At 66.8% G+C, this 22,829-nt stretch carries 22 protein-coding genes; 7 read left to right on the plus strand and 15 right to left on the minus strand.

The features are described from left to right. Positions 1-3: 3 nt before the first annotated feature. The 6 genes from BST13_RS00785 to BST13_RS00805 all read right to left on the minus strand — a co-directional run bounded on the left by BST13_RS00785 (position 4) and on the right by BST13_RS00805 (position 6,889). A complete protein-coding gene (locus tag BST13_RS00785; protein WP_083159642.1) occupies positions 4-1,656 on the minus strand; it encodes an ABC transporter ATP-binding protein in 1,653 nt (550 codons plus the stop codon). Further along, positions 1,653-2,870 carry an adenosylhomocysteinase gene (locus BST13_RS00790; protein WP_158087071.1) on the minus strand — a complete coding sequence of 406 codons (1,218 nt, stop codon included), beginning with the start codon at positions 2,868-2,870 and terminating at the stop codon, positions 1,653-1,655. The genes BST13_RS00785 and BST13_RS00790 overlap by 4 nt, the downstream gene beginning before the upstream one ends. Then, a complete protein-coding gene (locus BST13_RS38935) occupies positions 2,867-3,658 on the minus strand; it encodes a hypothetical protein (protein WP_158087072.1) in 792 nt (263 codons plus the stop codon). Before BST13_RS38935 ends, BST13_RS00790 begins: the two co-directional genes overlap by 4 nt. 97 nt (positions 3,659-3,755) lie before the next feature. Continuing rightward, the gene (locus tag BST13_RS00795) at positions 3,756-4,031 is read right to left on the minus strand and encodes an ANTAR domain-containing protein (RefSeq protein WP_083159646.1); all 276 of its coding nucleotides are present in this window, start codon (positions 4,029-4,031) and stop codon (positions 3,756-3,758) included. A 130-nt stretch (positions 4,032-4,161) separates the two neighbouring features. Further along, complete coding sequence (locus BST13_RS00800) at positions 4,162-5,979, minus strand: family 2A encapsulin nanocompartment cargo protein cysteine desulfurase (RefSeq protein ID WP_083159648.1); 1,818 nt, start codon at positions 5,977-5,979, stop codon at positions 4,162-4,164. After that, positions 5,966-6,889 carry a family 2A encapsulin nanocompartment shell protein gene (locus BST13_RS00805; RefSeq protein ID WP_029367235.1) on the minus strand — a complete coding sequence of 308 codons (924 nt, stop codon included), beginning with the start codon at positions 6,887-6,889 and terminating at the stop codon, positions 5,966-5,968. The genes BST13_RS00800 and BST13_RS00805 overlap by 14 nt, the downstream gene beginning before the upstream one ends. 309 nt (positions 6,890-7,198) lie before the next feature. Between BST13_RS00805 and BST13_RS00810 the strand changes: the two genes are divergently transcribed. Then, positions 7,199-8,449 (plus strand): thioester domain-containing protein, encoded by a 1,251-nt coding sequence (locus BST13_RS00810; protein WP_211295976.1) that lies wholly within the window; start codon positions 7,199-7,201, stop codon positions 8,447-8,449. A 9-nt stretch (positions 8,450-8,458) separates the two neighbouring features. On the opposite strand, the gene BST13_RS00815 is transcribed toward BST13_RS00810, so the two are convergent. Further along, positions 8,459-10,426: a glycoside hydrolase family 15 protein gene (locus BST13_RS00815; protein ID WP_425436963.1), complete on the minus strand. Its 1,968-nt coding sequence runs from the start codon at positions 10,424-10,426 to the stop codon at positions 8,459-8,461. Positions 10,427-10,591: 165 nt separating this feature from the next. Here BST13_RS00815 and BST13_RS00820 point away from each other — a divergent pair, with 165 nt between their 5' ends. From BST13_RS00820 to BST13_RS00840, 6 genes are all read left to right on the plus strand, one after another. After that, entirely contained in the window at positions 10,592-10,798 is a 207-nt protein-coding gene (locus tag BST13_RS00820; RefSeq protein WP_029367232.1) for a hypothetical protein, read from the plus strand. A gap of 133 nt (positions 10,799-10,931) precedes the next feature. Then, positions 10,932-11,024 carry an Ms4533A family Cys-rich leader peptide gene (locus BST13_RS40355; RefSeq protein WP_425436958.1) on the plus strand — a complete coding sequence of 31 codons (93 nt, stop codon included), beginning with the start codon at positions 10,932-10,934 and terminating at the stop codon, positions 11,022-11,024. Positions 11,025-11,167: 143 nt separating this feature from the next. Further along, positions 11,168-12,208, plus strand: a complete 1,041-nt coding sequence (locus BST13_RS00825) for a sulfate ABC transporter substrate-binding protein (RefSeq protein ID WP_083159654.1) — start codon at positions 11,168-11,170, stop codon at positions 12,206-12,208. Beyond that, a complete protein-coding gene (cysT, locus tag BST13_RS00830; RefSeq protein ID WP_083159656.1) occupies positions 12,205-13,071 on the plus strand; it encodes a sulfate ABC transporter permease subunit CysT in 867 nt (288 codons plus the stop codon). Before BST13_RS00825 ends, cysT begins: the two co-directional genes overlap by 4 nt. Further along, entirely contained in the window at positions 13,068-13,889 is an 822-nt protein-coding gene (cysW, locus tag BST13_RS00835; protein WP_083159658.1) for a sulfate ABC transporter permease subunit CysW, read from the plus strand. The genes cysT and cysW overlap by 4 nt, the downstream gene beginning before the upstream one ends. Before the next feature lie 21 nt (positions 13,890-13,910). After that, positions 13,911-14,960 (plus strand): sulfate/molybdate ABC transporter ATP-binding protein, encoded by a 1,050-nt coding sequence (locus tag BST13_RS00840; RefSeq protein ID WP_083159660.1) that lies wholly within the window; start codon positions 13,911-13,913, stop codon positions 14,958-14,960. Between the two features lie 6 nt (positions 14,961-14,966). On the opposite strand, the gene BST13_RS00845 is transcribed toward BST13_RS00840, so the two are convergent. The 8 genes from BST13_RS00845 to BST13_RS00880 all read right to left on the minus strand — a co-directional run bounded on the left by BST13_RS00845 (position 14,967) and on the right by BST13_RS00880 (position 22,802). Beyond that, on the minus strand, positions 14,967-15,236 hold the full coding sequence (locus BST13_RS00845) for a metal-sensitive transcriptional regulator (RefSeq protein ID WP_083159662.1): 270 nt from the start codon (positions 15,234-15,236) through the stop codon (positions 14,967-14,969). 66 nt (positions 15,237-15,302) lie between these two features. Then, on the minus strand, positions 15,303-16,169 hold the full coding sequence (locus BST13_RS00850) for a sulfite exporter TauE/SafE family protein (RefSeq protein ID WP_083160042.1): 867 nt from the start codon (positions 16,167-16,169) through the stop codon (positions 15,303-15,305). Between the two features lie 5 nt (positions 16,170-16,174). Then, on the minus strand, positions 16,175-16,762 hold the full coding sequence (locus BST13_RS00855; protein WP_083159664.1) for a rhodanese-like domain-containing protein: 588 nt from the start codon (positions 16,760-16,762) through the stop codon (positions 16,175-16,177). Positions 16,763-16,815: 53 nt separating this feature from the next. Beyond that, positions 16,816-18,024, minus strand: coding sequence for an NAD(P)/FAD-dependent oxidoreductase (locus BST13_RS00860; protein ID WP_083159666.1), 1,209 nt, complete (start codon positions 18,022-18,024; stop codon positions 16,816-16,818). Positions 18,025-18,041: 17 nt separating this feature from the next. Continuing rightward, entirely contained in the window at positions 18,042-19,418 is a 1,377-nt protein-coding gene (locus BST13_RS00865) for an MBL fold metallo-hydrolase (RefSeq protein WP_083159668.1), read from the minus strand. Positions 19,419-19,705: 287 nt separating this feature from the next. Beyond that, positions 19,706-20,440 carry a sirohydrochlorin chelatase gene (locus BST13_RS00870; RefSeq protein WP_083159670.1) on the minus strand — a complete coding sequence of 245 codons (735 nt, stop codon included), beginning with the start codon at positions 20,438-20,440 and terminating at the stop codon, positions 19,706-19,708. Beyond that, complete coding sequence (locus tag BST13_RS00875) at positions 20,419-21,120, minus strand: phosphoadenylyl-sulfate reductase (protein ID WP_083159672.1); 702 nt, start codon at positions 21,118-21,120, stop codon at positions 20,419-20,421. Before BST13_RS00875 ends, BST13_RS00870 begins: the two co-directional genes overlap by 22 nt. Then, positions 21,117-22,802, minus strand: coding sequence for a nitrite/sulfite reductase (locus tag BST13_RS00880; protein WP_083159673.1), 1,686 nt, complete (start codon positions 22,800-22,802; stop codon positions 21,117-21,119). The genes BST13_RS00875 and BST13_RS00880 overlap by 4 nt, the downstream gene beginning before the upstream one ends. Between the last annotated feature and the right edge of the window lie 27 nt (positions 22,803-22,829).

Raw genomic sequence — 22,829 nt, forward strand, 5'->3', positions numbered from 1 at the left:
CCGTTATCGGGGCGCCGCTATGGCGCGGCTGAGTTGGCGGGCCAGTTCGTGCGGAGGTGGAATAGCTTCTCCGGCAAGGGATATCGATCGTGCGGCGCGAACATAGTCGGTCTCGCGCAGTACCGCCCGCCCAGTGGCCGGTGCGGTGTCGTCATGCCACAGGCCGACATTTGCGACGATCTGGCCCGGGGATCCGTCGGCAATCAACCTGCCGTCGTCGACAACGATGATCCGGTCGGAGCGCCACAGCGCCAGGTCGACGTCATGGGTGATGAAGTAGATGCTCTGAATGTCCGGCAGCGCCCAGATGGCGTCGAGGAAATGGCTGGCGGACCGCTCATCCTGGCCCGCGGTCGGTTCGTCCAAGATCAACGACCGTGGCCGCAATGTCAACGCCAATGCCAGCGCCAGGCGCCGTTGCTCGCCGAACGACAGCGTTCTCGGAGAGCGGTTCCAGATATCGGGGATGTCGGCGAGGCCGACTGTGGCGAGAGCTTCGGCAGACACCGCCTGGATTTCCGACTCGTCGAAGCCGAGGTTGCGCGGGCCGAACGCCAGCTCATCGGCGACGGTCCCGGCGAAGAGCGCCTGGGCCGGATTCTGGAACAGATACCCGCACAATGCGGTCAGTTCGGCGGCACGGTAGTCGGCGATCTCCCGGCCGGCAAAGGTGACGAGGCCGTCGAGCACCTCGACCAGGCCCACCGCGGCGCGCAGCAACGTCGACTTGCCCGCACCATTGCGGCCCAGTACCGCGATGTTTTGGCGCGCAAGCAGATCGGCCGTGACCGCGCCCAGCACCGGCGTGCCGGCGTAACCGATGCACGCGTCCTCGTACCGCAGCAGCGAGGGGCCCGGTACGGCCGGCGCCGTCGTCCGCTGTTCCGACAGCTCGGCCGCACGCGTGACCAGGGCGTCGAACGGCAAACTGACGGCGTCAGGGTCGGCGGCCCGGAGAAAGCCCTCCAGATCGCCCGAGTATGTGACGCGACCGTGGTCCAGTTGCAGCACGCGGTTCGGTGCCACCGGGACCACATCGCCGACCCGGTGCTCTATGACCAGCGCTGCACCACCGTCGTCGACATGCCGGCGCAGTGCGCGCAACACCCGGACTGCGGCGTCCGGATCGAGATTGGCCAACGGTTCGTCTGCGATGATCAACCGGGGCCGCAGCACCAGGATGCCGGCGAATGCCACCAATTGCAGCTGGCCCCCGGATAATTCGTGGGTGGAGGCGCCGAGCAGGTCGTTGTCTATCTGCAGGGTGTCGGCCACGGCGTGCACGCGGTCGAGGATCTGCGTGGCCGGCAGTCCGCGATTCTCCAGTCCAAACGCGATGTCGGCGAGCACCGAATGCCCGACCACCTGCTTGGCGGGGTTCTGCAGCAGCGTTCCCACCGACTCGGCGATGTCGCGGATGGACGAGGTGGCGGTATCCACCCCGTCCACCAGGATCGAACCGGTGATATCGACGCGGTAGGAGTGGGGGACAAGGCCGTTGAGCGCGCGCATCACCGTGCTCTTCCCGCATCCCGATGGTCCGGCGAGCAGGATCAGATCACCGGGATGCACTACCAGGTTCACATCGCTGATTGCCGGCCGCTTCGCCGCGCGGTAGGTGACGGTGACGTCCTGCAGGGTCGCCAGCGCGGTCATCTGTGTTCACCTGCCCCGTCGATACGTACGCCGAGGCTGTCGAGCTTGGCCTGTGCCACTCGGTTGTCCGCCGACGCGGGCAGCGGATGGACGCCGGGCGGCAGCTCTGTCCCGGAAGTGACCAGGTATTCGATGGCCAGCAGCTGCACCCCGAACGAGAGGTCCATGATCTCGATCGGATTGCCTTCTCCGGCAGTGCAGTTGATGCAATTGCCGTCATCGAGGATCAGAATCGAACGCCCGTTGGGCAGATCGAACGCCTCGACACGGTGACCGACGGTGCGGCGCCGGGCGCCTGCGGCGACGACGGCGTCGATGCCGATCTCCTGATCGACGCCACCGGCTACAGCCACCGCCGCGCCGTCGGGAAGCGACAGCAGGTGCTCCAGATCGATGGTGTGGGCCACCCCGGTCGCCGAAATCAGCAAGTCGGCCGCCGCGGCGGCCTCAGTCAGGGGGGCCACAGCGAAACCGGCGTGCAGCGCCTCCAGGGCCTTGACCGGGTCACGCTCGGCGACCGTGACCCTCGCACCCAGAGCGCTCACCGCGCGCGCGACGCCCCGACCCACGTAACCGTATCCGGCCACCGCGACCGCTTTGGCGGTCAACGTGGTGCCCAGCAGATCGACCATGGTCAGGACGGTCGACTGGCCGGTGCCGTATCCGTTGTCGAACAGTGTCTTGCAGCGGGCGTCATTGGCTGCGATGACCGGGATCCGCAGCCGGCCCTCCCGTGACATGGTGTGCAGGGGCCAGAGTCCGCTGGTGGTCTCCTCCGACGCCCCGATGAGGGTGCCGAGGAGTTCGGGGCGTTCGGCGTGAGCGAGCCGGATCACGCTCGAACCATCGTCGACCAGGATGTCGAGACCTCGGTCCAGAAACTCCAGCGCCAGCCGTCGGTCGATGTCCCGGTCACCGTCGGCCTGCGCGAAGACCGCGATGCCGGCCTGCCGCAGAGCCGCGGCGACATCGTCACGGGTGCATGCGCCGTCGCAGACGACCGAAACGTCCGCACCCGCGGCTGCCATGCTCAGCGCCAGGTTGGCGGTCTTGGGCTCCAGCACGAGTGACAAGCCGATCCGCCGCCCTGCGACGATTCCACTGGCACGCAGTTGTGCACTCAGTGCGGCTGTGACGGGCATGAAACGCCGCGCCCAGTCGATCTTCTCGCGTCCCGACGTCCACACCGCGGGTTCGTGTACCGAGGCCGTCACGGCTGTAATGCTTCGGCCAGCGCGATATCGGCACGCTGCGCTCCCACCGTGACCAGCAGAACGGCGTATGCCGCACGGATTTCGGCTGCGGTGTGGTGCAGGGCGTCCGTTTCCACAGGTGGCACCACGAAGATCGGACGCGGTCCCTCGAAGTGGCCCAATCCGCGCAAAGTGCGGGCGGCAGTGAAGGTGTCGGGGTGCACGGTGGCGTGAGTCCCCGCATTCACCACCAGCAGCGGGCGGTCTCCTGCAGCCACCGCATCCGGCGTCAACTTCCGATGGCCGACTCCGGTAGCTATCACGACGTCGACATCGGCTGGTATGAAAGGCGATTCGATGATCCGGTGCGATGGTGCGGCGTGCCTGACGGCAATGTCCCACAGCCCGACCGGTTCATCTGCGGTCAATTGGATGCGGCCGCCGAACCGGATGATCGCGGCGGCCAGGGCATCTGCGACATCGCCGGTGCCGACGATCAGGAATCTGGTACTCGGAATCAGCAGGTTCGTCTCGCGGGCAAATGAACTCAGCACCAGGTCTGCCCAGGCACGTGCCTCGAATGCCGCGACTACCGACGAGTTCGCAATGTCGGAACGCCCCACTGACACGCGGGCCCCAGTTCCCGGTTGGCCCACGGTGCGCCATAGGCTTTGGATTGCTGCTGCGGTGACGGCGTCGATCGACGAATCGACGTCAAGGGAGACGCGATGTGCCGTGGTCGCGGCGCGGACGCGCACCCGCGCGGCGACATTGGATGCGCTCGGCGCGCGGAGCAGAAGATCGGACATCGTCACTGTTCTAGCGGGTACTCGACCGCGTGAGAATGCTTACGTTCACGGTGACCGCAAGCGGATCGCTTGCACTGCAGCCGCTTTGGATCTCGTGCTACGACGAGCATGCGAGTGTGGCGGACCGGCTGCGCGCGATCAGCTCACCCCAGATGGCGAACGCTTCGGCATGCTCGGCGCAGGTGGAAGCGGTCGCGACCGCCACGAGTCCTGCCGCGACACTGCCCAACCCGATGCCTGTCTGCCGCACCACTCGCGACAGCTCGACGAACGCCTCGTCCGGCGAGCATCCACGCAGGCCGACCAGGATGCCGATCGCGGTGTCGATGACCTTCCGGGACGTGTCGACCGTCGAGTATCCGGTGTGTCGCATACCCGGAATCATGGTCTGGGGCGCCCATCGATCCCACATATCGGCGCAGCGTGATTACTACTTTGGCCGAGCAGACGCAAACATGCCCCAAATCAAGGGATTTGGGGCATGTTTGCGTCTGCCCGCGAGTCTAGGGTGAGCCCTCGGCGATGCGGCGTACCGCGTCGATGAACACGTCGATCTCCTCGAAGGTGTTGTAGAACGCGAACGATGGGCGCACCGTGGCCTCAAGCCCGAGCCTGCGCAGGATCGGTTGGGCGCAGTGATGCCCGGCGCGCACGGCGATGCCCTCGGCATTCAGTGCCTTGCCGACCTCGAGCGGTTCATGCCCGGCCAGCACGAAGGACAGCACGCTGGCCTTCTCGTCGGCCGTGCCCACCAGACGCACTCCCGGGATGGCCGCCAGGCGCGGGGTGGCGTACTCCAGCAGCGCGTGCTCGTAGGCGGCGATGCGGTCGATGCCGACCCGCTCGACGCAGCGCAGCGCCTCGCCGAGCCCGACCGCGTCGGCGATGTTGCCCGTGCCTGCCTCGAACTTGTTCGGCGGACCCTGATACAGCGAGCGTTCCAGGGTGACGTCGGCGATCATGTTGCCGCCGCCCTGCCACGGCGGGGTTTCGGCCAGCGCATCCTCGCGGCCGTAGAGCGCTCCGATGCCGGTCGGCCCGTAAATCTTGTGCCCGGAGAAGACGAAGAAATCCGCCCCGGTCTCCGCCACGTCGATCGCGATGTGCGGGATGGACTGCGCACCGTCGATGAGCACCCGGGCGCCGTAACGGTGGCCGAGTTCGACGATCGTCTTGACCGGGGTGACGGTGCCCAGTGCGTTTGAAACCTGGGTGGCGGCAACAAGTTTCGTTCGGGGACCGAGCAGGTCCTCGAATTCGCTCAACAGCAGATTGCCCGCATCGTCCACCGGCGCCACCTTCAGGACCGCACCGGTCTGCTGCGAAATGAGCTGCCACGGAACGATATTGGCGTGATGCTCCAGGTGGGTGATGACGATCTCGTCGCCCGGGCCCAGATGCTTGCCACCCCAGGCATAGGCCACCAGGTTGATGGCCTCGGTGGTGCCGCGTACGAAGATGATCTCCTCGGCCTTCGACGCTCCGATGAACCGTCGGACCGCCTCACGGGCGTCCTCGTAGGCGTCGGTGGCCCTGGCTGCCAACTCATGCGCCGCACGGTGGATGTTGGAGTTCTCGTGGGCGTAGAAGTACGCCAACCGGTCGATCACCGACTGCGGCTTCTGGGTGGTCGCCGCGTTGTCGAACCAGATCAGCGGTTTGCCGTTGACGGTCTCCCGCAGGATCGGGAAGTCGGCGCGGATCGCGTTGACGTCGAAGATCTCGTGGTCGTCCGGTACAGCCGGGGTCGGATCGGCGGGAGCCGTCGGGGTCTGCAGGAAGTAGTAGCCCGCGGCATCGTCGGAGGGTGCCGGCGAACCCGACCAATCCAGATCCGGCACCGTCGGGACGGCCCCCGGCCAGGTGGGGGCCGAACCTCGGGGCGCCACCGGCGCTGACGGGGGCCCACCGGCCAACACCCCCGGCACCGTCGGGACCAGGCCCGTCGGTACCGCGAAGGCCTCCAGACCACCGAAGGGTGCGATGGGGCTCGCCGCGTTGCCGCGGGGCGCGACCGGGACGACTCCCGGAATGCCGTCGGGCTCAGGCGACGTCGGCGCCGGCAGCGCAACGTCGGGAACCGAGACGAACGCCGGGGGAGTGGCGGGGTGTGCCAAACCGGCCGCCGTGGTGACGGCCGATGATGCTGCCGTGGCATCGGGGGTCGTCCCGCGCGGTGCCACCTGGGTGGTCACCGGCGGGCTGTCCGGACCCGGCCGGATGCTGGTGGCGTAGAGCTGCGTCGCCAGCGCGGCCAACTCGGCCGCGCTGATCGGCAGATCTCCCTCAGCATCTAGCGATTTGTACTCACTTGTACTCATGGAAGTAGTCCACTCCGACGTCCTCGAGGACTGCCAGCGCATCGTCGGTGAGCACCGCCAGCGACGAGTACAGCGTGACCAGGTAGGACGCGATCGCCGACCGGTTGATGCCGGTGAAGCGCACCGACAGGCCCGGGGCCTGCTCGCCGACCAACCCCGGCTGGAACAGGCCAACCACACCCTGACGCTCCTCGCCGGTGCGCACCAGGATGAACTTGGTCTTGCCGTCCTCGACCGGAACCTTGTCCGACGGCACGATGGGAATGCCGCGCCAGGTGATGAACTGGGCCCCGAACAGGCTGACCACTGGTGGCGGCACACCCCGGCGGGTTGCCTCCCGGCCGAACGCGGCCACACCGAGCGGATTGGTCAGGAAGAACGCCGGGGTCTTCCACACCTTGGTGATCAGCGAATCCAGGTCGTCGGGCGTCGGGGTGCCACGCAGGGTCTGGATGGTCTGCTCGGGGGTCACCTGCGACAGCAACCCGTATTCGGGGTTGTTGATCAGCTCGGACTCCTGGCGTTCCTTGATGGTCTCGATGGTCAGCCGCAGCTGCTGGGCCACCTGATCGTGCGGGCTGGAATACAGGTCCGACACCCGGGTGTGGACGTCGAGCAGCGTCGAGATCGAGCGCAGCGTGTACTCGCGCGGGCTGGTCTCGTAGTCGACGTAGGTCTCGGGCAGCGGTTCTTCGGTGCCGGTGCCCTCCTCGGCGTGGATCGCCACCTGCTCGGGATTGACGACCCGGTTCACGCGGTAGACGCCGGCCTCGACCGGCACCCAACTGAGTAGATGCAGCAGAAACCGCGGTGTGATCGTCGATAGCTGCGGGACGGTCTTGGTGGCGTTGGCTAGCTGCCGTGCAGCGAGATCGCCGAGCGCCTGGGATTCGTTCTGTGCCGACGTCATGTGGCCCCTCCGACTGGTCTGAAGTGCGGGTGCGGCGGCAACGATACGTCCTGTCACCGCTTCCGACAGGGTTAGCGCGCAAACCGATTCAAACCTGTCACGTCGATGTGAACTGGGCATTAATCGATGTGTGCCGTATGGTGTGGTCATGGCTCACGACGGATCGATGCGCTCTGGTATGGCGCGCGCCTTCGTCGTGCTCTGTTGTTGTTGTTGATTTTCTGACGCCGGCCCCCGCGTTTCAGGCCCGCCCCTATCTGGCGGTGCGCCGATTCGCGCTCTTCTCAGCCACCAGAAAGCCAACCTGCAATGCCTGTTCTGCCTGCACTTCTTCCCGTCTCGACGCCTGTTGCCGTGCGACGCCGGGTGCGTGCCCGCGATGTCGAGATCGCCCGGATGACGCGCTACCGCGGCGGTACCTATTCGCCGACGGTCGACACCATCGTGTTCGCCGACGGCTCCACCGCTCGCACCGACCTGATCAGGCTCAATCCGAACATCGACGCCTACTCGGTGGACTTCACCGGCGTGGCGCCGACGACACCGTCGCGCTATCGGCCGGCGAACTGGTCGGCGGTACCGAACCTGGCGGCGCGGACCCATGAGGCCGAGGTCGACTGGATCATCCGCAATTCGTTTCCGACCCTCGGGACAGCCGAGTTGAGTCGTCGGCTGCGCGCCGCCGGGCGGCGGCTCGGAGCCCATCTGGCCGAGCACGAGGCGATCGCCGCCACGCAGGCCGCCATCTGGCACTTCACCAATGGACTTGATCTGGACACCCGGCCGTTGAATGTGCCTGTGGCACAACGGCGCGAGCCCGGCGCGCTGGTGTTCGAATTCGATGGTGATCCGCAATTGGGTGGCTACACAGTCGAATTGACCGCCGATTCGCCCGTCTCATTCGTCCTGCAGAAGTCGGCCGACGGAATCGAGTGGCGCGACGTCGCCGCCTCCGGGCTCAACATCGATGCCGGGCAGGGTAGCTACCGCAAGGCCCTCGGCATCGGCAGCACCACGGCCGCGACGCGCCCGGGCCGGCGTCACCAGGGTTACCGGTACTACCGGCTGCAGATCGTCGCCGACCCGGCGACCACCGTCGAGGTCGCGGCAGTCACGTTCTGGCTCAACGGTTCCGGCCATTACCGCAACGCCGAACGCGTGGTGGCCCTGTACCAGTACCTTCTCGCCGGAGCGGCTGCCGCGCGCCGGGCGACGGTGGTGCCTGCGTTGAATCACGAGCGGGCTGCCCTCGACGCCGGGCTGCTCGGGCCCTTCCGCCTCGACGCGACCGATCGGGCCGCCCTGTCGGCTTCGGCCGGGACGGTCGTCGACGCCGACGGCGCCGTGATCGACGGACCCGTCACCCCGGGAACGGATTTCTACCTCCGCCTGGACCACCACGCTGCGGGGCGGGTGACCCTGACCGCGAGCGTGCCTGCCACGACCGACGGTTTCGGCGGCCGGGTCATCACCGGCGTCGCCTACGACGACAGCCGCTTCACCCCGGTCGCGCTGGCCGTGCCCGCGCCTACCGTGATCGAGTTCGAGATCAACTTCTGACCCGGACGCCTACATGGGTGCGTTCGCGGGCTGGAAGACACCCGAGCTGTCCGACTCCTCTTCGGCGCGGATGACGTGCACGACCGCGTTGATCAACGCCAGGTGGGTGAACGCCTGCGGGAAGTTGCCCAGGTGCCGACCGGTGCGCGGTTCGATCTCCTCGGCGTAGAGGTGCAGCGGGCTGGCGAACGACAGCAACCGCTCGCACAGATGCTTGGCGCGGCTCACCTCGCCGATCTCGACCAGCGCCGACACCAACCAGAACGAGCAGATGGTGAACGTGCCCTCCTCGCCGGAGAGGCCGTCGTCGGTCTCGTCGGTGCGGTAGCGCAGGACCAGACCCTCCTCGGTGAGCTCGTCGGCGATGGCCAGCACCGTCGCGCGCACCCGGGGATCGTCCGGCGGCAGGAACCGGGTCAACACCGTCAGCAGCAGTGAGGCGTCCAGCGCGTCATCGCCGTACCGCTGGGTCAGCACACCACGCTTGTCCACACCGTTGGCCAGCACATCGGCCTTGATCTCCTCGGCGATCGCCCGCCACTGCTGCGCGTAGCTCTTCTCGCCCTGCAACTCGGCCAGTTTCGAGCCGCGGTCCAGCGCGACCCAACACATGATCTTGCTGGAGGTGAAGTGCTGCGGCTCGCCGCGCACCTCCCAGATGCCGCGGTCGGGTTCGCGCCAGTGCTTGATGGCCTCCTCGACCTGGTTCTTCAGTACCGGCCACAGCGCCTCGGGAATCTGTTCCCGCGACTTGGCGTGCAGGTACACCGAATCCAGCATGGTGCCCCAGATGTCGTGCTGGCGCTGGTTGTATGCGCCGTTGCCGATGCGCACCGGCCGGGCGTTGTCATAGCCGGACAGGTGGTGCAATTCCTCCTCGACGAGGCTGCGTTCCCCACCGACGGCGTACATCACCTGCAGCGGATGGCGTTCTCCGTTGTTCGCCCCCGACACGTCGGCGATGAACGAGAAGAAGTCGTCGGCCTCACGATCCAGGCCCAGCGTGTAGAGGCCCCACAGTGCGAATGTCGAATCGCGGATCCAGGAGTAGCGGTAGTCCCAGTTGCGTTCGCCCTGCGGGGTTTCCGGCAGCGACGTGGTGGGCGCGGCCAGCAGGGCGCCGGTGGGCGAGTAGGTCAGGCCCTTGAGTGTCAACGCGCTGCGCTGCAGGTAGGACCGCCACGGATGGTCGGGGAAGTCGCCGACATTGATCCACTGCCGCCACGACTCGCTGGTCTTCCACATCTTGTCGGCGGCCTCTTCGTACGTCTGCGGCGCCGGATGCTTGGACCACGACAGCGCGACGAACACGTTGTCACCTTCGGTGAGGCGCGTCCGGGCGCGGGCCTCGCGGCCCTCCAGGCCGATGCGCAGATTGGTCGTGAGCCGCAGCGTGGGATGCGAATCGGGGTTGCGGCTAGCTCGCGCGATGGCCTCGCCGTAGGCCGGCCCGGAGTACTCCCAGGCCGAGCTCACCCGGTGGTAGTCGAACGACGGCTCGCAGCTCATCACCATCTCGACCGTGCCGCTCACGCAGCGCACCGTGCGTAGCAGGATGTGTTCGGCGTCCCAGTCCATCGGCGTGCGCCGGTGGGTCCGCGATCGGGTGTCGATGTCGTGCCAGGGCCCCATCACCAAGGCGTCGCGGACGATCACCCAGCCGGTGTGGGTCTGCCAGGTAGTCTCCAGGATCAGGCTGCCGGGCAGATAGCGCCGCGCTGCTGGCACCGTGACGCCGTAGGGGCCGAGTCGGAAATGACCCGCGCCGCGGTCGAGGATGGCACCGAACACGCTGGGGGAGTCGGGGCGCGGCACACACAGCCACTCGACCGACCCGGCCGACGAGATCAGGCAGGTGTTCTCGCAGTCCGACAGGAACGCGTAGTCGGCGATCGGCGGGAACGGGTTCCGCAGCGCATTGCTTCCGGTGTACGGAACGGGGGCCGTCACGGTGAACGGGGCGTCGGCTTCCTGGATGGCTTGCTGGACATCCTTGGGTGACACACCCTCACCGGGCTCGGTCTGTTGCAGAACCATCCGCACATCATCGACCGCCGGTACCTGCGACGTCTACCCGAGCGGCGCGTGTCGAAGGTAACTGCTCGGGACGGACGAATTTGGGCCATCTCGTAGTCTGGCCCCATGGGCGCACTCCTGAGTTGGTGGGACGGCGTCGAGCTGTGGTTGACCGGATTGGGATTCGTGGCTCAGACGGCCGTGGTGATGCCCGTGGTGCTGGCGCTGGCCTACGGCATCGCGGTGTTGCTCGACGGTGCGCTGGGGCAGGGCATCAACGGTCTGCACCGGCTGCGCCGCACCAAAGAGGACGATGAATTGGACGTTGTATGAATGGGATGCCCCGGTCGCGGGTGACGCTTGCGCTGGTTTTGCTCGTCGTGCTCGTCATCGTCACCTGGTTGCTGACCCACTGACGTCGGAGCGCTCGGCGAGCGCGTCCGGTGGATTCTGTTATTCTTCGCCCATGCAGACAGCGACCGGTGCGACAGAGGGCCACGTCGTGGCACTCATCGCCGTGGGTTCTTGCGCTGTTGCTGACGTCGACTGTTGTCGCTGACCCCAACCCGTCCGCGGTTTGGTGTCGGTAACGGCTGTTCTCTGCCCGGATACTGATCCTGCGCCTTTCCGTTGTGACGGACTCGTATTGTCCGCCATTTGCAAGGAAGGTTCTCAGTGCTAAATTCGCTCCTCCCGTCCGCAGTGCTCGATACCAGGTTCAACATCAAGAATGTCTGGCGCAGCGCCGCCGTTTTGGCAACCACCGGAGCGCTGGTCGTGGGCTGCGGCGGCGGCGCCAGCGACGTCGCGGGCGGCGACAAGACCGCAGGCACCAAGACGACGCTGACGCTGGTCGCGTACGCGGTGCCCGAACCCGGCTGGAGCAAGATCATCCCCGCGTTCGCCGCGACGGATGAGGGCAAGGGCGTCGGGGTGACGCCGTCCTACGGCGCGTCGGGCGATCAGTCGCGGGCCGTGGTCGACGGCAAGCCTGCCGACATCGTCAACTTCTCGGTCGAACCCGACGTCACCCGTCTGGTCAAGGCAGGCAAGGTGGCCGACGACTGGAACGCCGGCAACACCAAGGGCATCCCGTTCGGCTCGGTGGTGTCGCTGGTCGTGCGCAAGGGCAACCCCAAGGGCATCAAGGACTGGGACGACCTGCTCAAGCCCGGCATCGAGGTGGTCACGCCGAGCCCGCTGAGCTCCGGCTCGGCCAAGTGGAACCTGCTGGCGCCGTACGCGGCCAAGAGCAACGGTGGCAAGGACACCGCGGCAGGCATCGACTTTGTCAGCAAGCTGGTCACCGAGCACGTCAAGACCCGTCCGGGCTCGGGCCGGGAGGCCACCGACGTGTTCTTGCAGGGCACCGGTGATGTGCTGATCAGCTACGAGAACGAGGCCATCAACGTCGAGCGGCAGGGCAAGGATGTCGAGCACATCAACCCGCCGGTCACTTTCAAGATCGAGAACCCGGTCGCGGTGGTCAAGACCAGCGCCCACGCCGAGCAGGCCAATGCGCTGAAGAACTTCCTGTACACGCCGGAAGGACAGAAGCTGTGGGCCGAGGCCGGCTTCCGGCCGGTCGACCCGGCGGTGGCCGCTGACTTCGCCAAGGACTTCCCGACGCCGGAGAAGCTGTGGACCATCGCTGACCTGGGCGGCTGGAAGACGGTCGACCCGGCGCTGTTCGACAAGGACAATGGGTCGATCACCAAGATCTACAAGCAGGCGACTGGATGACCGCTTCAGCCGAGACCGATTCGGCGTCCGTGACCACGCCGGGAGATTCCGCTCCCGGCGTGTTCCGCGGCCGCTACGGCACGACCTCGTTGCGGGTCGGCGCGGCATCGATCTGGCTGAGCGTCATCGTGCTGCTGCCGCTGGCCGCCATCGTGTGGCAGTCCGTCGGCGGCGGGTGGAGCGCGTTCTGGCAGGCCGTCACCTCCAACGCCGCCCTGGACTCGTTCCGGGTGACGCTGTCCATCTCCGCCGGGGTCACGGTGATCAACCTGGTGTTCGGGCTCATGGTGGCCTGGGTGCTCACTCGTGACGAGTTCCCCGGCAAACGCATCGTCGACTCGGTGATCGATCTGCCGTTCGCGCTGCCGACCATCGTCGCCAGCCTGGTGATGTTGGCGCTGTACGGGCCGGCGAGCCCGGTCGGGCTGCACCTGCAGCACACCAAATGGGGTGTCGGGGTCGCGCTGCTGTTCGTCACGCTGCCGTTCGTGGTCCGCTCGGTGCAGCCGGTGCTGCTCGAACTGGACCGCGAGACCGAGGAGGCGGCGGCGTCACTGGGCGCGGGCAACCGCGTCATATTCACCACGGTGATCCTGCCGTCGCTGTTGCCGTCGCTGTTGTCCGGCGCCGGGTTGGCGTTCTCGCGGGCGATCGGCGAGTTCGGGTCGGTGGTGCTCATCGGTGGCGCCGTGCCGGGCGAGACCGAGGTGTCCTCGCAGTGGATCCGGACCCTCATCGAGAATGACGACCGCACGGGTGCGGCCGCGATCTCGATTGTGCTGCTGGTCATCTCGTTCTTCATCCTGCTGGTGTTGCGGACCGTGGGGTCGCGTGCCGCGCGTCGTGAGGAGCTGTCGGCATGACGTTGTCACCGTGGTTCCGTCTTCTGCTGCGGTACCTGGCGCTGGCGTACGTCGGGGTTCTGGTCATCGTGCCGGTCGGGCTGATCCTGTGGCGCACGTTCTCGCCGGGTATCGGTTCGTTCTTCGCCTCCGTCGGTACTCCGGCGGCCATATCGGCGCTGCAGTTGTCGCTGCTGGTGGTTGCGATCGTGGTGCCGCTCAACGTGTTGTTCGGCGTGCCGACCGCGCTGGTGTTGGCGCGCAACAAGTTCCGCGGCAAGAGTGCGCTGCAGGCCGTGATCGACCTGCCGTTCGCGGTGTCGCCGGTGGTGGTCGGTGTGGCGCTGATCCTGCTGTGGGGTTCGGCAGGCCTGTTCGGATTCGTCGAGCGTGACCTCGGTGTCAAGATCATCTTCGCCTTCACGGGCATCGTGCTGGCGAGCATTTTCGTCACCGTCCCGTTCGTCATCCGCGAGGTCGAACCCGTGCTGCACGAGATCGGCACCGATCAGGAGGAGGCGGCCGCCACACTGGGATCGACTTGGTGGCAGACGTTCTGGCGCGTCACCCTGCCGTCGATCCGGTGGGGACTGACCTACGGCGTCGTGCTCACGGTGGCCCGCACTCTCGGCGAGTTCGGCGCCGTGATCATGGTGTCGTCCAACCTGCCGGGGACATCGCAGACGCTGACCCTGCTGGTGGCTGACCGCTACACCCGAGGTACCGCCGACTCGGTGTACGGCGCGTATGCCGTTTCGACTTTGTTGATGGCCGTGGCCGTCGTCGTGCTGGTGGTCCAGGTGATCCTCGACCGCCGGCGAACCGGGACCGAGCAGTAGGCCCGAGAAGGAGCTAGAGCTATGACCGACGCGATTGTCGTTCGGGGCGCCAACAAGCACTATGGCGAGTTCGCGGCACTGGACAACATCGATTTCGAGGTGCCGCGGGGCTCGTTGACCGCCCTGCTAGGGCCGAGTGGCTCGGGCAAGTCGACCCTGCTGCGGGCGATCGCGGGCCTCGATCAGCCCGACACCGGCACCATCACCATCAACGGCAATGACGTGACCGGTGTGCCGCCGCAGCGGCGCGGTATCGGTTTCGTGTTCCAGCACTACGCGGCGTTCAAGCACCTGACGGTGCGGGACAACGTGGCGTTCGGCCTCAAGATCCGCAAGCGGCCCAAGGCCGAGATCAAGGAGAAGGTCGACAATCTGCTCGAAGTGGTAGGGCTGAGCGGTTTCCAGACGCGCTATCCCAACCAGCTCTCGGGTGGCCAGCGGCAGCGCATGGCGCTGGCTCGGGCGCTCGCGGTCGATCCACAGGTGCTGCTGCTCGACGAGCCGTTCGGCGCGCTCGACGCCAAGGTGCGTGACGATCTGCGGACCTGGTTGCGTCGTCTGCACGACGAAGTTCACGTCACCACGGTGCTGGTCACCCATGATCAGGCCGAGGCGTTGGATGTGGCCGACCGCATCGCAGTGCTCAACAAGGGCCGCATCGAGCAGGTCGGTTCGCCCACCGAGGTTTACGACGAGCCGGCCAACGCGTTCGTGATGTCGTTTCTCGGAGCGGTTTCGGAGCTCAACGGAATCCTGGTACGCCCGCACGACATCCGGGTCGGGCGTAACCCCGAGCTGGCGATCGCAGCCGGCGACGGAACGGCCGAGGCGACCGGCGTGCTGCGGGCGACCATCGACCGCATCGTCATGCTCGGCTTCGAGGTGCGCGTCGAACTCACCAGCGCCGCTAACAACGTGCCGTTCACCGCACAGATCACCCGCGGTGACGCCGAGGCGCTGGGGCTGCGGGAGGGCGACACGGTCTACGTTCGGGCCACGCGGGTGCCGCAGATCGCCGGCGACGTGCAGACCGCGCGTCGCGGCGAGGTCGAGGCGCTCACCGTCACCTGAGCAGTCTCAGGCCAAGGCCAGGAAGAGCTTCTCGAGCTGGGCCACGTCCAAGGTCTCGGATCCGTCGGGGTGTTCGGTGGTGACGCACTCGCGCAGCCCGGTCGCGACGATCTTGAACCCGGCGCGATCCAGTGCGCGGGATACCGCGGCGAGCTGGGTCACGACATCCTTGCAGTCGCGGCCCTGTTCGATCATCGCGATCACGCCTGCGAGCTGGCCCTGGGCCCGGCGCAGGCGGTTGAGGACAGCTGCGATGGCTTCCTGGTCACCGACCATGGTGTGCCCCTTTCGAAGTCGATAAAGTCGTGGCTTTCATGGTACCCCTAGGGGTATCAGTGCGGGTCAAGTCGCGGGGGCCACCCGACCGGACAGCCGGTTGAGCGGACACCAGGTGAATCGGCTGCAGGCGTACCGATAGCCCGCGGCGGCGACGGTCAGGCCCGCGACGGCGACGCCGACCACAGGGTGCACCTGTTCGGCGAGGATCACCGACGCCATCACCAGCACGAACCAACCGAACGCCGCCCGCAGCACATTCGCGTCGACCCGAGCGGTCAGCCGCGTCCCGACCAGGCTGCCCACCACCGCGGCAGCCGTGACCATCGCGGCCATCTTCCAGTCGACGGCCAGCGTCGTCACCTGCCCGGCTAGTCCGGCCATCGCGTTCATCGCGATGACCAGCAGCGAGGTGCCGACCGCAACGGGCATGGACAGTCCGGCCAGCAGCGCCAGCGTGGGTACCACGACGAAACCGCCTCCGGCACCGATGATTCCGGTCAACAGGCCGACTGCCACCCCGAGCGCCAGAGCTTTCCCGATCGGTGTGCGGTGCGGAGCCTGCGCGGGTGTCACTTGCGTGCGGCCCCGGAGCATCGCGACAGCCGACGCGATCATCACCACGGCGAACCCGATCAGCAACAGCGAGCCGGGGAGCAGATGTCCGAGCCGGCCACCGGCATAGGCACCGGCCATGCCTGCCGCTCCGAACAGGAGGCCGCTGCGCCACTGGACGCGACCGGCTCGGGCATGGCTGATGGTGCTGACCGTGCTGGTCACACCGACCACCAGAAGCGATGTGGCAATTGCCTGTTTGGCGTCCATGCCGGCGACGTAGGTCAGCAGCGGCACCATGAGGATGGAACCGCCGCCACCAAGTAGACCCAGAGATATCCCGACGAGGGCCGCGAGCACCACGGTCAACGCGATCATCATGATCAACAGGCCTTACAGGCCGGCGAACCGAGCAGCGGCGCGACGAGAGTTTGCGCATCACAGGATTGGCTGCGGTTGTACGGCAACTTCGCCAGCAACATGCCCATGGTGCAGGTGTTCGTCACCGCGGCGGTGGCCAACCCCGCGCCGATACTCGCGGCCACCCACTTCAGTTTCGGTACCGCGAGGCTACCGAGGATGCTGCCCAGCACCAGGGATCCGGCCACCAGTCGGACCTGACGCTCCAGGTCCCAACGCTGCGTGCCTCGGCGGATGTCGAAACCCATGTTCTGCCAAGCGGTCATCCCGCCCTCGAGGATGCGCACGTTGGTCAGCCCGGCGTTGCGCATTGCGTCCTCGGCGCTACTGGCACGCTGACCCGACTGGCACACCAGCACGATGTCGTCGGCGACGTGTTCGGCGATCTCGTCGCGATGTTCACGCAACAGATCCAGCGGCACGTTGTAAGCGCCTGGGATATGGACGGTTTCGAACTCTGCGGGGGTGCGGACGTCGATCATCCTTGGCCCGCGGCCGTGTTTCAAGAGCTCGTTGAGTTCCGGTGCGGTGACTGTCGACCCGGTGGGCATATGGGTGTTCTCCTGGAGGTGTTGGCTGGAGCGGTAACAGGTTTGGGTGGCGATCAGGCCAGGCCCTTGAGCATCAGGTTCCAGTACAGGGCGGGCAGCCCGTATTTCTTGAGGTACCAGTAGCTGCGGTGCGGCACAGTGGGATCGAGACCCGGGATGGACGGGGTGAGCTGCATCGTGTAGTCGAACTCGGCCAGCAGCATGTCGTGCGCCGAGGTGACGATCGGGCAGGACGCGTACCCGTTGTACGCCGCGGTCAACGGCCGGCCGGCCAGCAGCGCGGCGATGTTCTCGGCCACGACCGGTGCCTGCTTACGAATGGCCGCACCGGTTTTCGAGTTCGGCGACGAGCCGGCGTCGCCCAGGGCGAAGACGTTGGGGTACCGGACGTGCTGCATGGTGTGCTTGTCGATGTCGACGTAGCCGTTCGGGTCCCCACCGGTGTATGCGGTGGACAGCGGGCTCTTCTTGATCCAGTCCGGCGCCGACTGATGCGGCACGGCGTGCAGCATGTCGTAGGACAGGATGGTCTCGGTGCCGGCAGTGCCGACCGGGGCGAGGGTGACCTTGCGGGCCGCGGCGTCGATCGAGCGGAGCTCGGTACCGGTGTGCAAATGGATGCCGTAGTCGGCCACCACCTTTTCCAGGCTGTCCGCGATGGCGTCGATGGCGAAGATCCGCGGCGTGGGCACCACCAGGTGGATGTCGATGTCGTCGAGCACGCCGGTCCTGCGCCAGTAATCCGCGGCGAGGTAGGCGATCTTCTGCGGCGCGCCGCCACACTTGATCGGGCCGGTCGGCATGCTGAACACCGCTGTGCCCGAGGTCATGTTGCGGACGAGGTCCCACGTGCGCGGTGCGAGGTCGAACCGGTAGTTCGACGAAACACCGTTCTTACCAAGCGTTTCGGCGAGTCCCTCGGTGCGGTCCCAATCCAGCTGGATACCGGGGCAGACCACCAGCACGTCGTAGGAATACGAGACTCCGTCGGTACAGGTGACGGTGTTGCTGTCGGGATCGATCGTCTGCGCCGCCGAGTGGATCCAGACCGCGCCCTTCGGCAGTACCGAGGCCACTGGGCGCGCGGTCTGCTGGGCCTGCGCCTGACCACCGCCGACGAGAGTCCACAGCGGCTGGTAGTAATGCGTGTCCGACGGTTCGATGATCGCGACGTCGCGGTGGCCCTTGCGCAGCAGGCGGGCCGCGACGGTGATGCCGGCGGTTCCGCCACCGATGATGAGGATCTCGTGCTTGGTGGTCATGTCAAAGCTCTTTCTGCTCAGGCGTTCTGGGTTGCGTTGGTCCACGCGGTGTAGCCTCCGACGATGTCGCTGACATCGGCGAAGCCGCGTTGGCGTAGGAGGCTTGCGGCCACCGATGAGCGGTAGCCGCCTGCGCAGTACACGACGGTCGGTGCGTTCGCGTCGAGTTCACCGACCCGGTCCGGCAGTTGGCGGACCGGGATGTTGACGGCGCCCGGGATCATGCCTGCAGCGGCTTCACCCGGGTTGCGGACATCGACGATCTGCAGGCCCTCGATCGCCGCGGCCCGCTGCCCGAAGTCCACCGCGGTGAGCCGCGACGCGATGCGCACGTCGTCGCGGTGCTCGAACATGGTCCGCTCGGGATCGGCGAGATAGCCCATCACCCGGTCGAATCCGATGCGGGCGAGCCGGTTCTTGCCCTCCAGCTCCTGACCGGGCGCGGTGACCAGGACGATGTCGGTGTCCGGGCGAACCACCGAACCCGCGAATTCCGCGTAGCGGCCGGCCAATCCGATGTTGATGGCGCCACGCAGATGGCCCTGCGCGAACTCTTCGGGGCTGCGCCCGTCGATCAGCATCGCGCCGCGGGCCACGGCATCGGAGGCCTGCCGGTAATCCATGGCGGGAGGTAGCTGGGTTTCGTCGAGCAGGGCGCGGTCCTTGCGGTTCAAGATCGCGTCGTAGACGAAGTAGCCCGGCGCAGGCAGCTGTCCCTCGGTCACCAGATCGATGAAGGTCTGCTTGTCGGGCGCGCGCAGCGCATAGTTGGTGCGCTTCTGGTCGCCGATGGTCGACCACAGGTCGGTGGACAGGTTCTTGCCGCACGCCGATCCGGCGCCGTGCGCGGGGTAGACGCGGGTGTCGTCGGGCAGCGGCATGAGCTGTTCATGCAGCGAGGCGTAGAGGCTCTCGGCCAGTTCCTCGGCGGTGTAGCCGATCGAGGCGAGCAGATCGGGCCGGCCGACGTCACCGATGAACAGGGTGTCGCCGGTGAGCACGCCGTAGGGGGCGGTTCCGGGGCGTTCGTACACCACGATGCTCATCGACTCGGGGGTGTGGCCGGGGGTGTGGCGGAACTCCAGCGTCACGTCTCCGAGTGAAATGCGTTGGCCGTCTTCGACTCCCATGAAGTCGAACTCGGGCGCGGCGACCGAGGAGTACACGATCGTCGCGCCGGCAGCCTCGGCCAGCTCGAGGTGGCCCGACACGAAGTCGGCATGGAAGTGGGTCTCGATGACCAATTCGATCCGCAGACCCTCCTCTTCGGCGTCGGCGAGGTACTCCGCGACGTCGCGTTGCGGGTCCACTACGACGGCACGCCCGGTGGTCTCGTCGCCGATCAGGTACGACGCGTGCGACAGGCAGTCCAGGTAGTACTGGATGAACTTCATGGTTTCGGTCCTTTGCTTCGACCCCGGGCTCATATACCTAGGGGGGTATACATCTGCCAACGAATATACCCCCTAGGGTATTTCTGTCAATGCTGCCGGATCGACCTTGTCCCTCTGATCGCCCGGCTCAACTGGCTGATCACCAAGGTATGGGACTCAGAACGCGCGGCGGATCGGGCGAAACGTGTGTTTGCTGACCGGCCTATGGGTCAAATCATGCAGACGCGCAGAAGCAGACGCCCGTGGAGATATGCCTCGACACGGAGAGGGGTGAAGACGCGGCTGGGTCAGGCAGCGAAGTCGGCGGTGCGCGCAGCCAGAGCTTCCTCGTAGCGGTCCAGCACGGTGGCTGCCACGAGGCGGTGGGGGCCGAGTGGCTCGGCCATCGGAATTCCTGCGGCACAAGCGAACTCGGCAACCCGATCGGTGATCCTGCCGTGCGCCAGGAACCACGGCGCGATCACCAGGCGCTGCGCACCACGGGCGCGCAGCGCTTCGACGGCGTCGGGCAGCGACGGGGTCTGCCCGGTCGCGAAGGCGACCTGAACGCCCGCCCAGCGGGTGCCTTCGGCCATGGTCTCCGCCAGCGCGGCGGTACGCGCATTGGCCGCCGGATGCGACGAACCGACGCTGGTCAGCAGCACGCCGAGCTCGCTGTCGAAGCGGGACACGCGCAGCGCCGCCAGTCGCTCCCGCATCACTTGCAGCAGCCGGGGGTCTTCACCGAGGACGTCCGCCTGGATGACGTCGGCCCCCGACTCGGCGATCAGCGCGGGAATGTCGGTACGAGCGTGATAGGCACTGGCCAGCAGCAGCGGCACCACGACCGAACCGGCCGCGGCGTCGGGCAGCACGTCGGTCAGGATCGGGGCGTTCTGCTCGCAGAATGCCACCTGCACCGCGGCATCCGGCAGCAGGCGCCGTAGATGGCCCGCGATGGCATGGGCATTGGCCGCCGATCGGGGATCCTTGCTGCCGTGGGCGGTCAGCACCAGCGAAGTCACGACGCGTGCAGCCCGCATTCCGTCTTGGTCTGCCCGGCCCAACGGCCGCTGCGCGGATCGGCGCCTGCGGCAGGCTTACTGGTGCACGGGGCGCACCCGATGGACGGATAGCCTTCGTAGACAAGGGGATTGACGAGGATGTCGTTGGCCTCGATATAGGCCTGCATCTGCTCGTCGGTCCACGCTGCGATCGGGTTGATCTTCACCAGGCCGAAGGCGGCATCCCAGCTGATCAGTGGCGCGTTGGCGCGCGTCGGCGCCTCCACCCGGCGGATGCCGGTCACCCACGCCGAATACCCGGCCAGCGCCTTGCTCAGCGGCTCGACCTTGCGCAGGCGGCAGCACTCGCTTGCGTCGCGCGCGAACAGATCCTTGCCGAGCAGCTCGTCCTGCTGGGCGACGGTGTGCTCAGGGCGCACGTTCACCACGTTCACGCCGTATACCTGCTCGACAGCGTCGCGCGTGCCGATCGTCTCGGCGAAGTGGTAGCCGGTGTCGAGGAACAACACGTCCACACCCGGGCGCACCTTCGCAGCCATCTCGACCAGCACCGCGTCCTGCATGTTGGACGCGACCACGTAATTACCTGCGAAATGCTTGTCGGTCCAGCGCAACAGTTCCTCGGCGCTGGCGTCGGCCAATTCGGCCGCACCGAGTTCGGCCAGTTCCTTCAGCTCGGTCTCAGTCAACCCACTCACCTCAAGTCCGCCTCATCGGCCCGCACGGCCCACTGGGCGAAACGCTCGCCGGCTTCACGTTGTTTCACGAAATTACGGACAACCCGCTCGATGTAGTCGCCGAGTTCGGTGGCCAGCACCTTGTGCTGGCGCAGCTTGCGCCCGAAGCCGCTGTCCAGGCCCAGGCTGCCGCCCAGGTGGACCTGGAAGCCTTCCTCAGGGCCGTTTCCATCGTCGATCATCTGGCCCTTGAACCCGATGTCGGCGATCTGGATGCGGGCACATGAGTTGGGGCAGCCGTTGAGATTCACCGTGACCGGCACGTCCAGCTCGGCGTTGAGATCGGCGAGCCGGGCCTCCAGCTCGGGCACCAGCGACTGCGCGCGCACCCGGGTCTCGGCGAAGCTCAGTTTGCAGTACTCGATGCCCGTGCAGGCCATCAGGTTGCGGCGCCAGTGCGACGGCCGGACCTGCAGGCCAAGGGCTTCCAGGCCGGAGGTCAGCTCGTCAAGCTTCTCATCGGGCACGTCCAGGATGATCAGCTTCTGATACGGAGTCAGGCGGACCCGGTCAGAGCCGGCAGCCTCGGCGAGGTCGGCGACCTTGGTCAGGATGGTGCCCGACACCCGACCCGCGATCGCGGCGACGCCGACCGCGTTGAGACCGTTCTTAAGCTTCTGTACGCCGACATGGTCGATGATGTGCGGCACCTGCTGGGGCGCCGGACCGTCGATGAGGGGGCGCTTGAGGTACTCGGTCTCGAGAACTTCCCTGAATTTCTCTACGCCCCAGTCCTTGACCAGGAACTTCAGCCGGGCCTTGGACCGCAGTCGGCGGTAGCCGTAGTCGCGGAAGATCGACGTGATGCCTTCCCAGACATCGGGCACTTCCGCCAGCGGTACCCACGCGCCGAGCCGCTGGGCGAGCATCGGGTTGGTCGACAGCCCGCCGCCGACCCACACGTCGAGGCCCGGCCCGTGCTCGGGGTGGTTGACGCCGATGAATGCGATGTCGTTGATCTCATGCGCGACGTCCTGCAGGCCCGAGATGGCCGACTTGAACTTGCGCGGAAGGTTGGAGAACTCGGGGTTGCCGACGAAGCGTCGGACGATCTCGTCGACCGCCCAGCTCGGGTCGAGCACCTCGTCGAGGGATTCCCCGGCCAACGGGGAGCCGAGCACCACGCGCGGGCAGTCACCGCAGGCCTCGGTGGTCTGCAGGCCCACGGCTTCGAGGCGGCGCCAGATCTCCGGGACGTCCTCGACCCGGATCCAGTGGTACTGGATGTTCTCCCGGTCGGTGATGTCGGCGGTGTCCCTGGCGAACTCGGTGGAGATTTCACCGATGGTGCGCAGCGCGGCAGCCGACAGTGCGCCGCCGTCGCAGCGCACGCGCATCATGAAGTACTTGGCTTCCAGCAGGTCGGCATTGTCGTCACCGGTGAAGGTGCCGTCGTAGCCCTCCTCGCGCTGGGTGTAGAGGCCCATCCAGCGCATCCGGCCACGCAGGTCGGTCTTGTCGATGCTGTCGAAGCCCTGCTTGGAGTACACGTCCATGATGCGGGCCCGCACGTTGAGCGCATCGTCCTCCTGCTTGAACACCTCGTTGGCGTTCAGCGGGTCGCGGCTGCCCAGCGCCCACTGGCCTTCGTCGCGGGCCTTCTTCGCGGGGCGGGTTTTGGCCTCAGTCTGGACTTCGGTCATGAGGGTGGCTCCTAGGCTGGAGCCGGC

Origin of the sequence: Mycobacterium aquaticum, from assembly GCF_002086485.1 — a bacterium.
GTDB classification, from domain to species: Bacteria; Actinomycetota; Actinomycetes; order Mycobacteriales; family Mycobacteriaceae; genus Mycobacterium; species Mycobacterium aquaticum.

Bases quoted from the DNA above. Each gene is read 5' to 3' on its own strand.
- BST13_RS00785 (WP_083159642.1), bottom strand. From the start codon at position 1,656: ATGACCGCGCTGGCGACCCTGCAGGACGTCACCGTCACCTACCGCGCG.
- BST13_RS38935 (WP_158087072.1), bottom strand. From the start codon at position 3,658: ATGTCCGATCTTCTGCTCCGCGCGCCGAGCGCATCCAATGTCGCCGCG.
- BST13_RS00795 (WP_083159646.1), bottom strand. From the start codon at position 4,031: ATGCGACACACCGGATACTCGACGGTCGACACGTCCCGGAAGGTCATC.
- BST13_RS00800 (WP_083159648.1), bottom strand. From the start codon at position 5,979: ATGAGTACAAGTGAGTACAAATCGCTAGATGCTGAGGGAGATCTGCCG.
- BST13_RS00805 (WP_029367235.1), bottom strand. From the start codon at position 6,889: ATGACGTCGGCACAGAACGAATCCCAGGCGCTCGGCGATCTCGCTGCA.
- BST13_RS00810 (WP_211295976.1), top strand. From the start codon at position 7,199: ATGCCTGTTCTGCCTGCACTTCTTCCCGTCTCGACGCCTGTTGCCGTG.
- BST13_RS00820 (WP_029367232.1), top strand. From the start codon at position 10,592: ATGGGCGCACTCCTGAGTTGGTGGGACGGCGTCGAGCTGTGGTTGACC.
- BST13_RS40355 (WP_425436958.1), top strand. From the start codon at position 10,932: ATGCAGACAGCGACCGGTGCGACAGAGGGCCACGTCGTGGCACTCATC.
- cysT (WP_083159656.1), top strand. From the start codon at position 12,205: ATGACCGCTTCAGCCGAGACCGATTCGGCGTCCGTGACCACGCCGGGA.
- cysW (WP_083159658.1), top strand. From the start codon at position 13,068: ATGACGTTGTCACCGTGGTTCCGTCTTCTGCTGCGGTACCTGGCGCTG.
- BST13_RS00840 (WP_083159660.1), top strand. From the start codon at position 13,911: ATGACCGACGCGATTGTCGTTCGGGGCGCCAACAAGCACTATGGCGAG.
- BST13_RS00845 (WP_083159662.1), bottom strand. From the start codon at position 15,236: ATGGTCGGTGACCAGGAAGCCATCGCAGCTGTCCTCAACCGCCTGCGC.
- BST13_RS00850 (WP_083160042.1), bottom strand. From the start codon at position 16,169: ATGATCGCGTTGACCGTGGTGCTCGCGGCCCTCGTCGGGATATCTCTG.
- BST13_RS00855 (WP_083159664.1), bottom strand. From the start codon at position 16,762: ATGCCCACCGGGTCGACAGTCACCGCACCGGAACTCAACGAGCTCTTG.
- BST13_RS00860 (WP_083159666.1), bottom strand. From the start codon at position 18,024: ATGACCACCAAGCACGAGATCCTCATCATCGGTGGCGGAACCGCCGGC.
- BST13_RS00865 (WP_083159668.1), bottom strand. From the start codon at position 19,418: ATGAAGTTCATCCAGTACTACCTGGACTGCCTGTCGCACGCGTCGTAC.
- BST13_RS00870 (WP_083159670.1), bottom strand. From the start codon at position 20,440: ATGCGGGCTGCACGCGTCGTGACTTCGCTGGTGCTGACCGCCCACGGC.
- BST13_RS00880 (WP_083159673.1), bottom strand. From the start codon at position 22,802: ATGACCGAAGTCCAGACTGAGGCCAAAACCCGCCCCGCGAAGAAGGCC.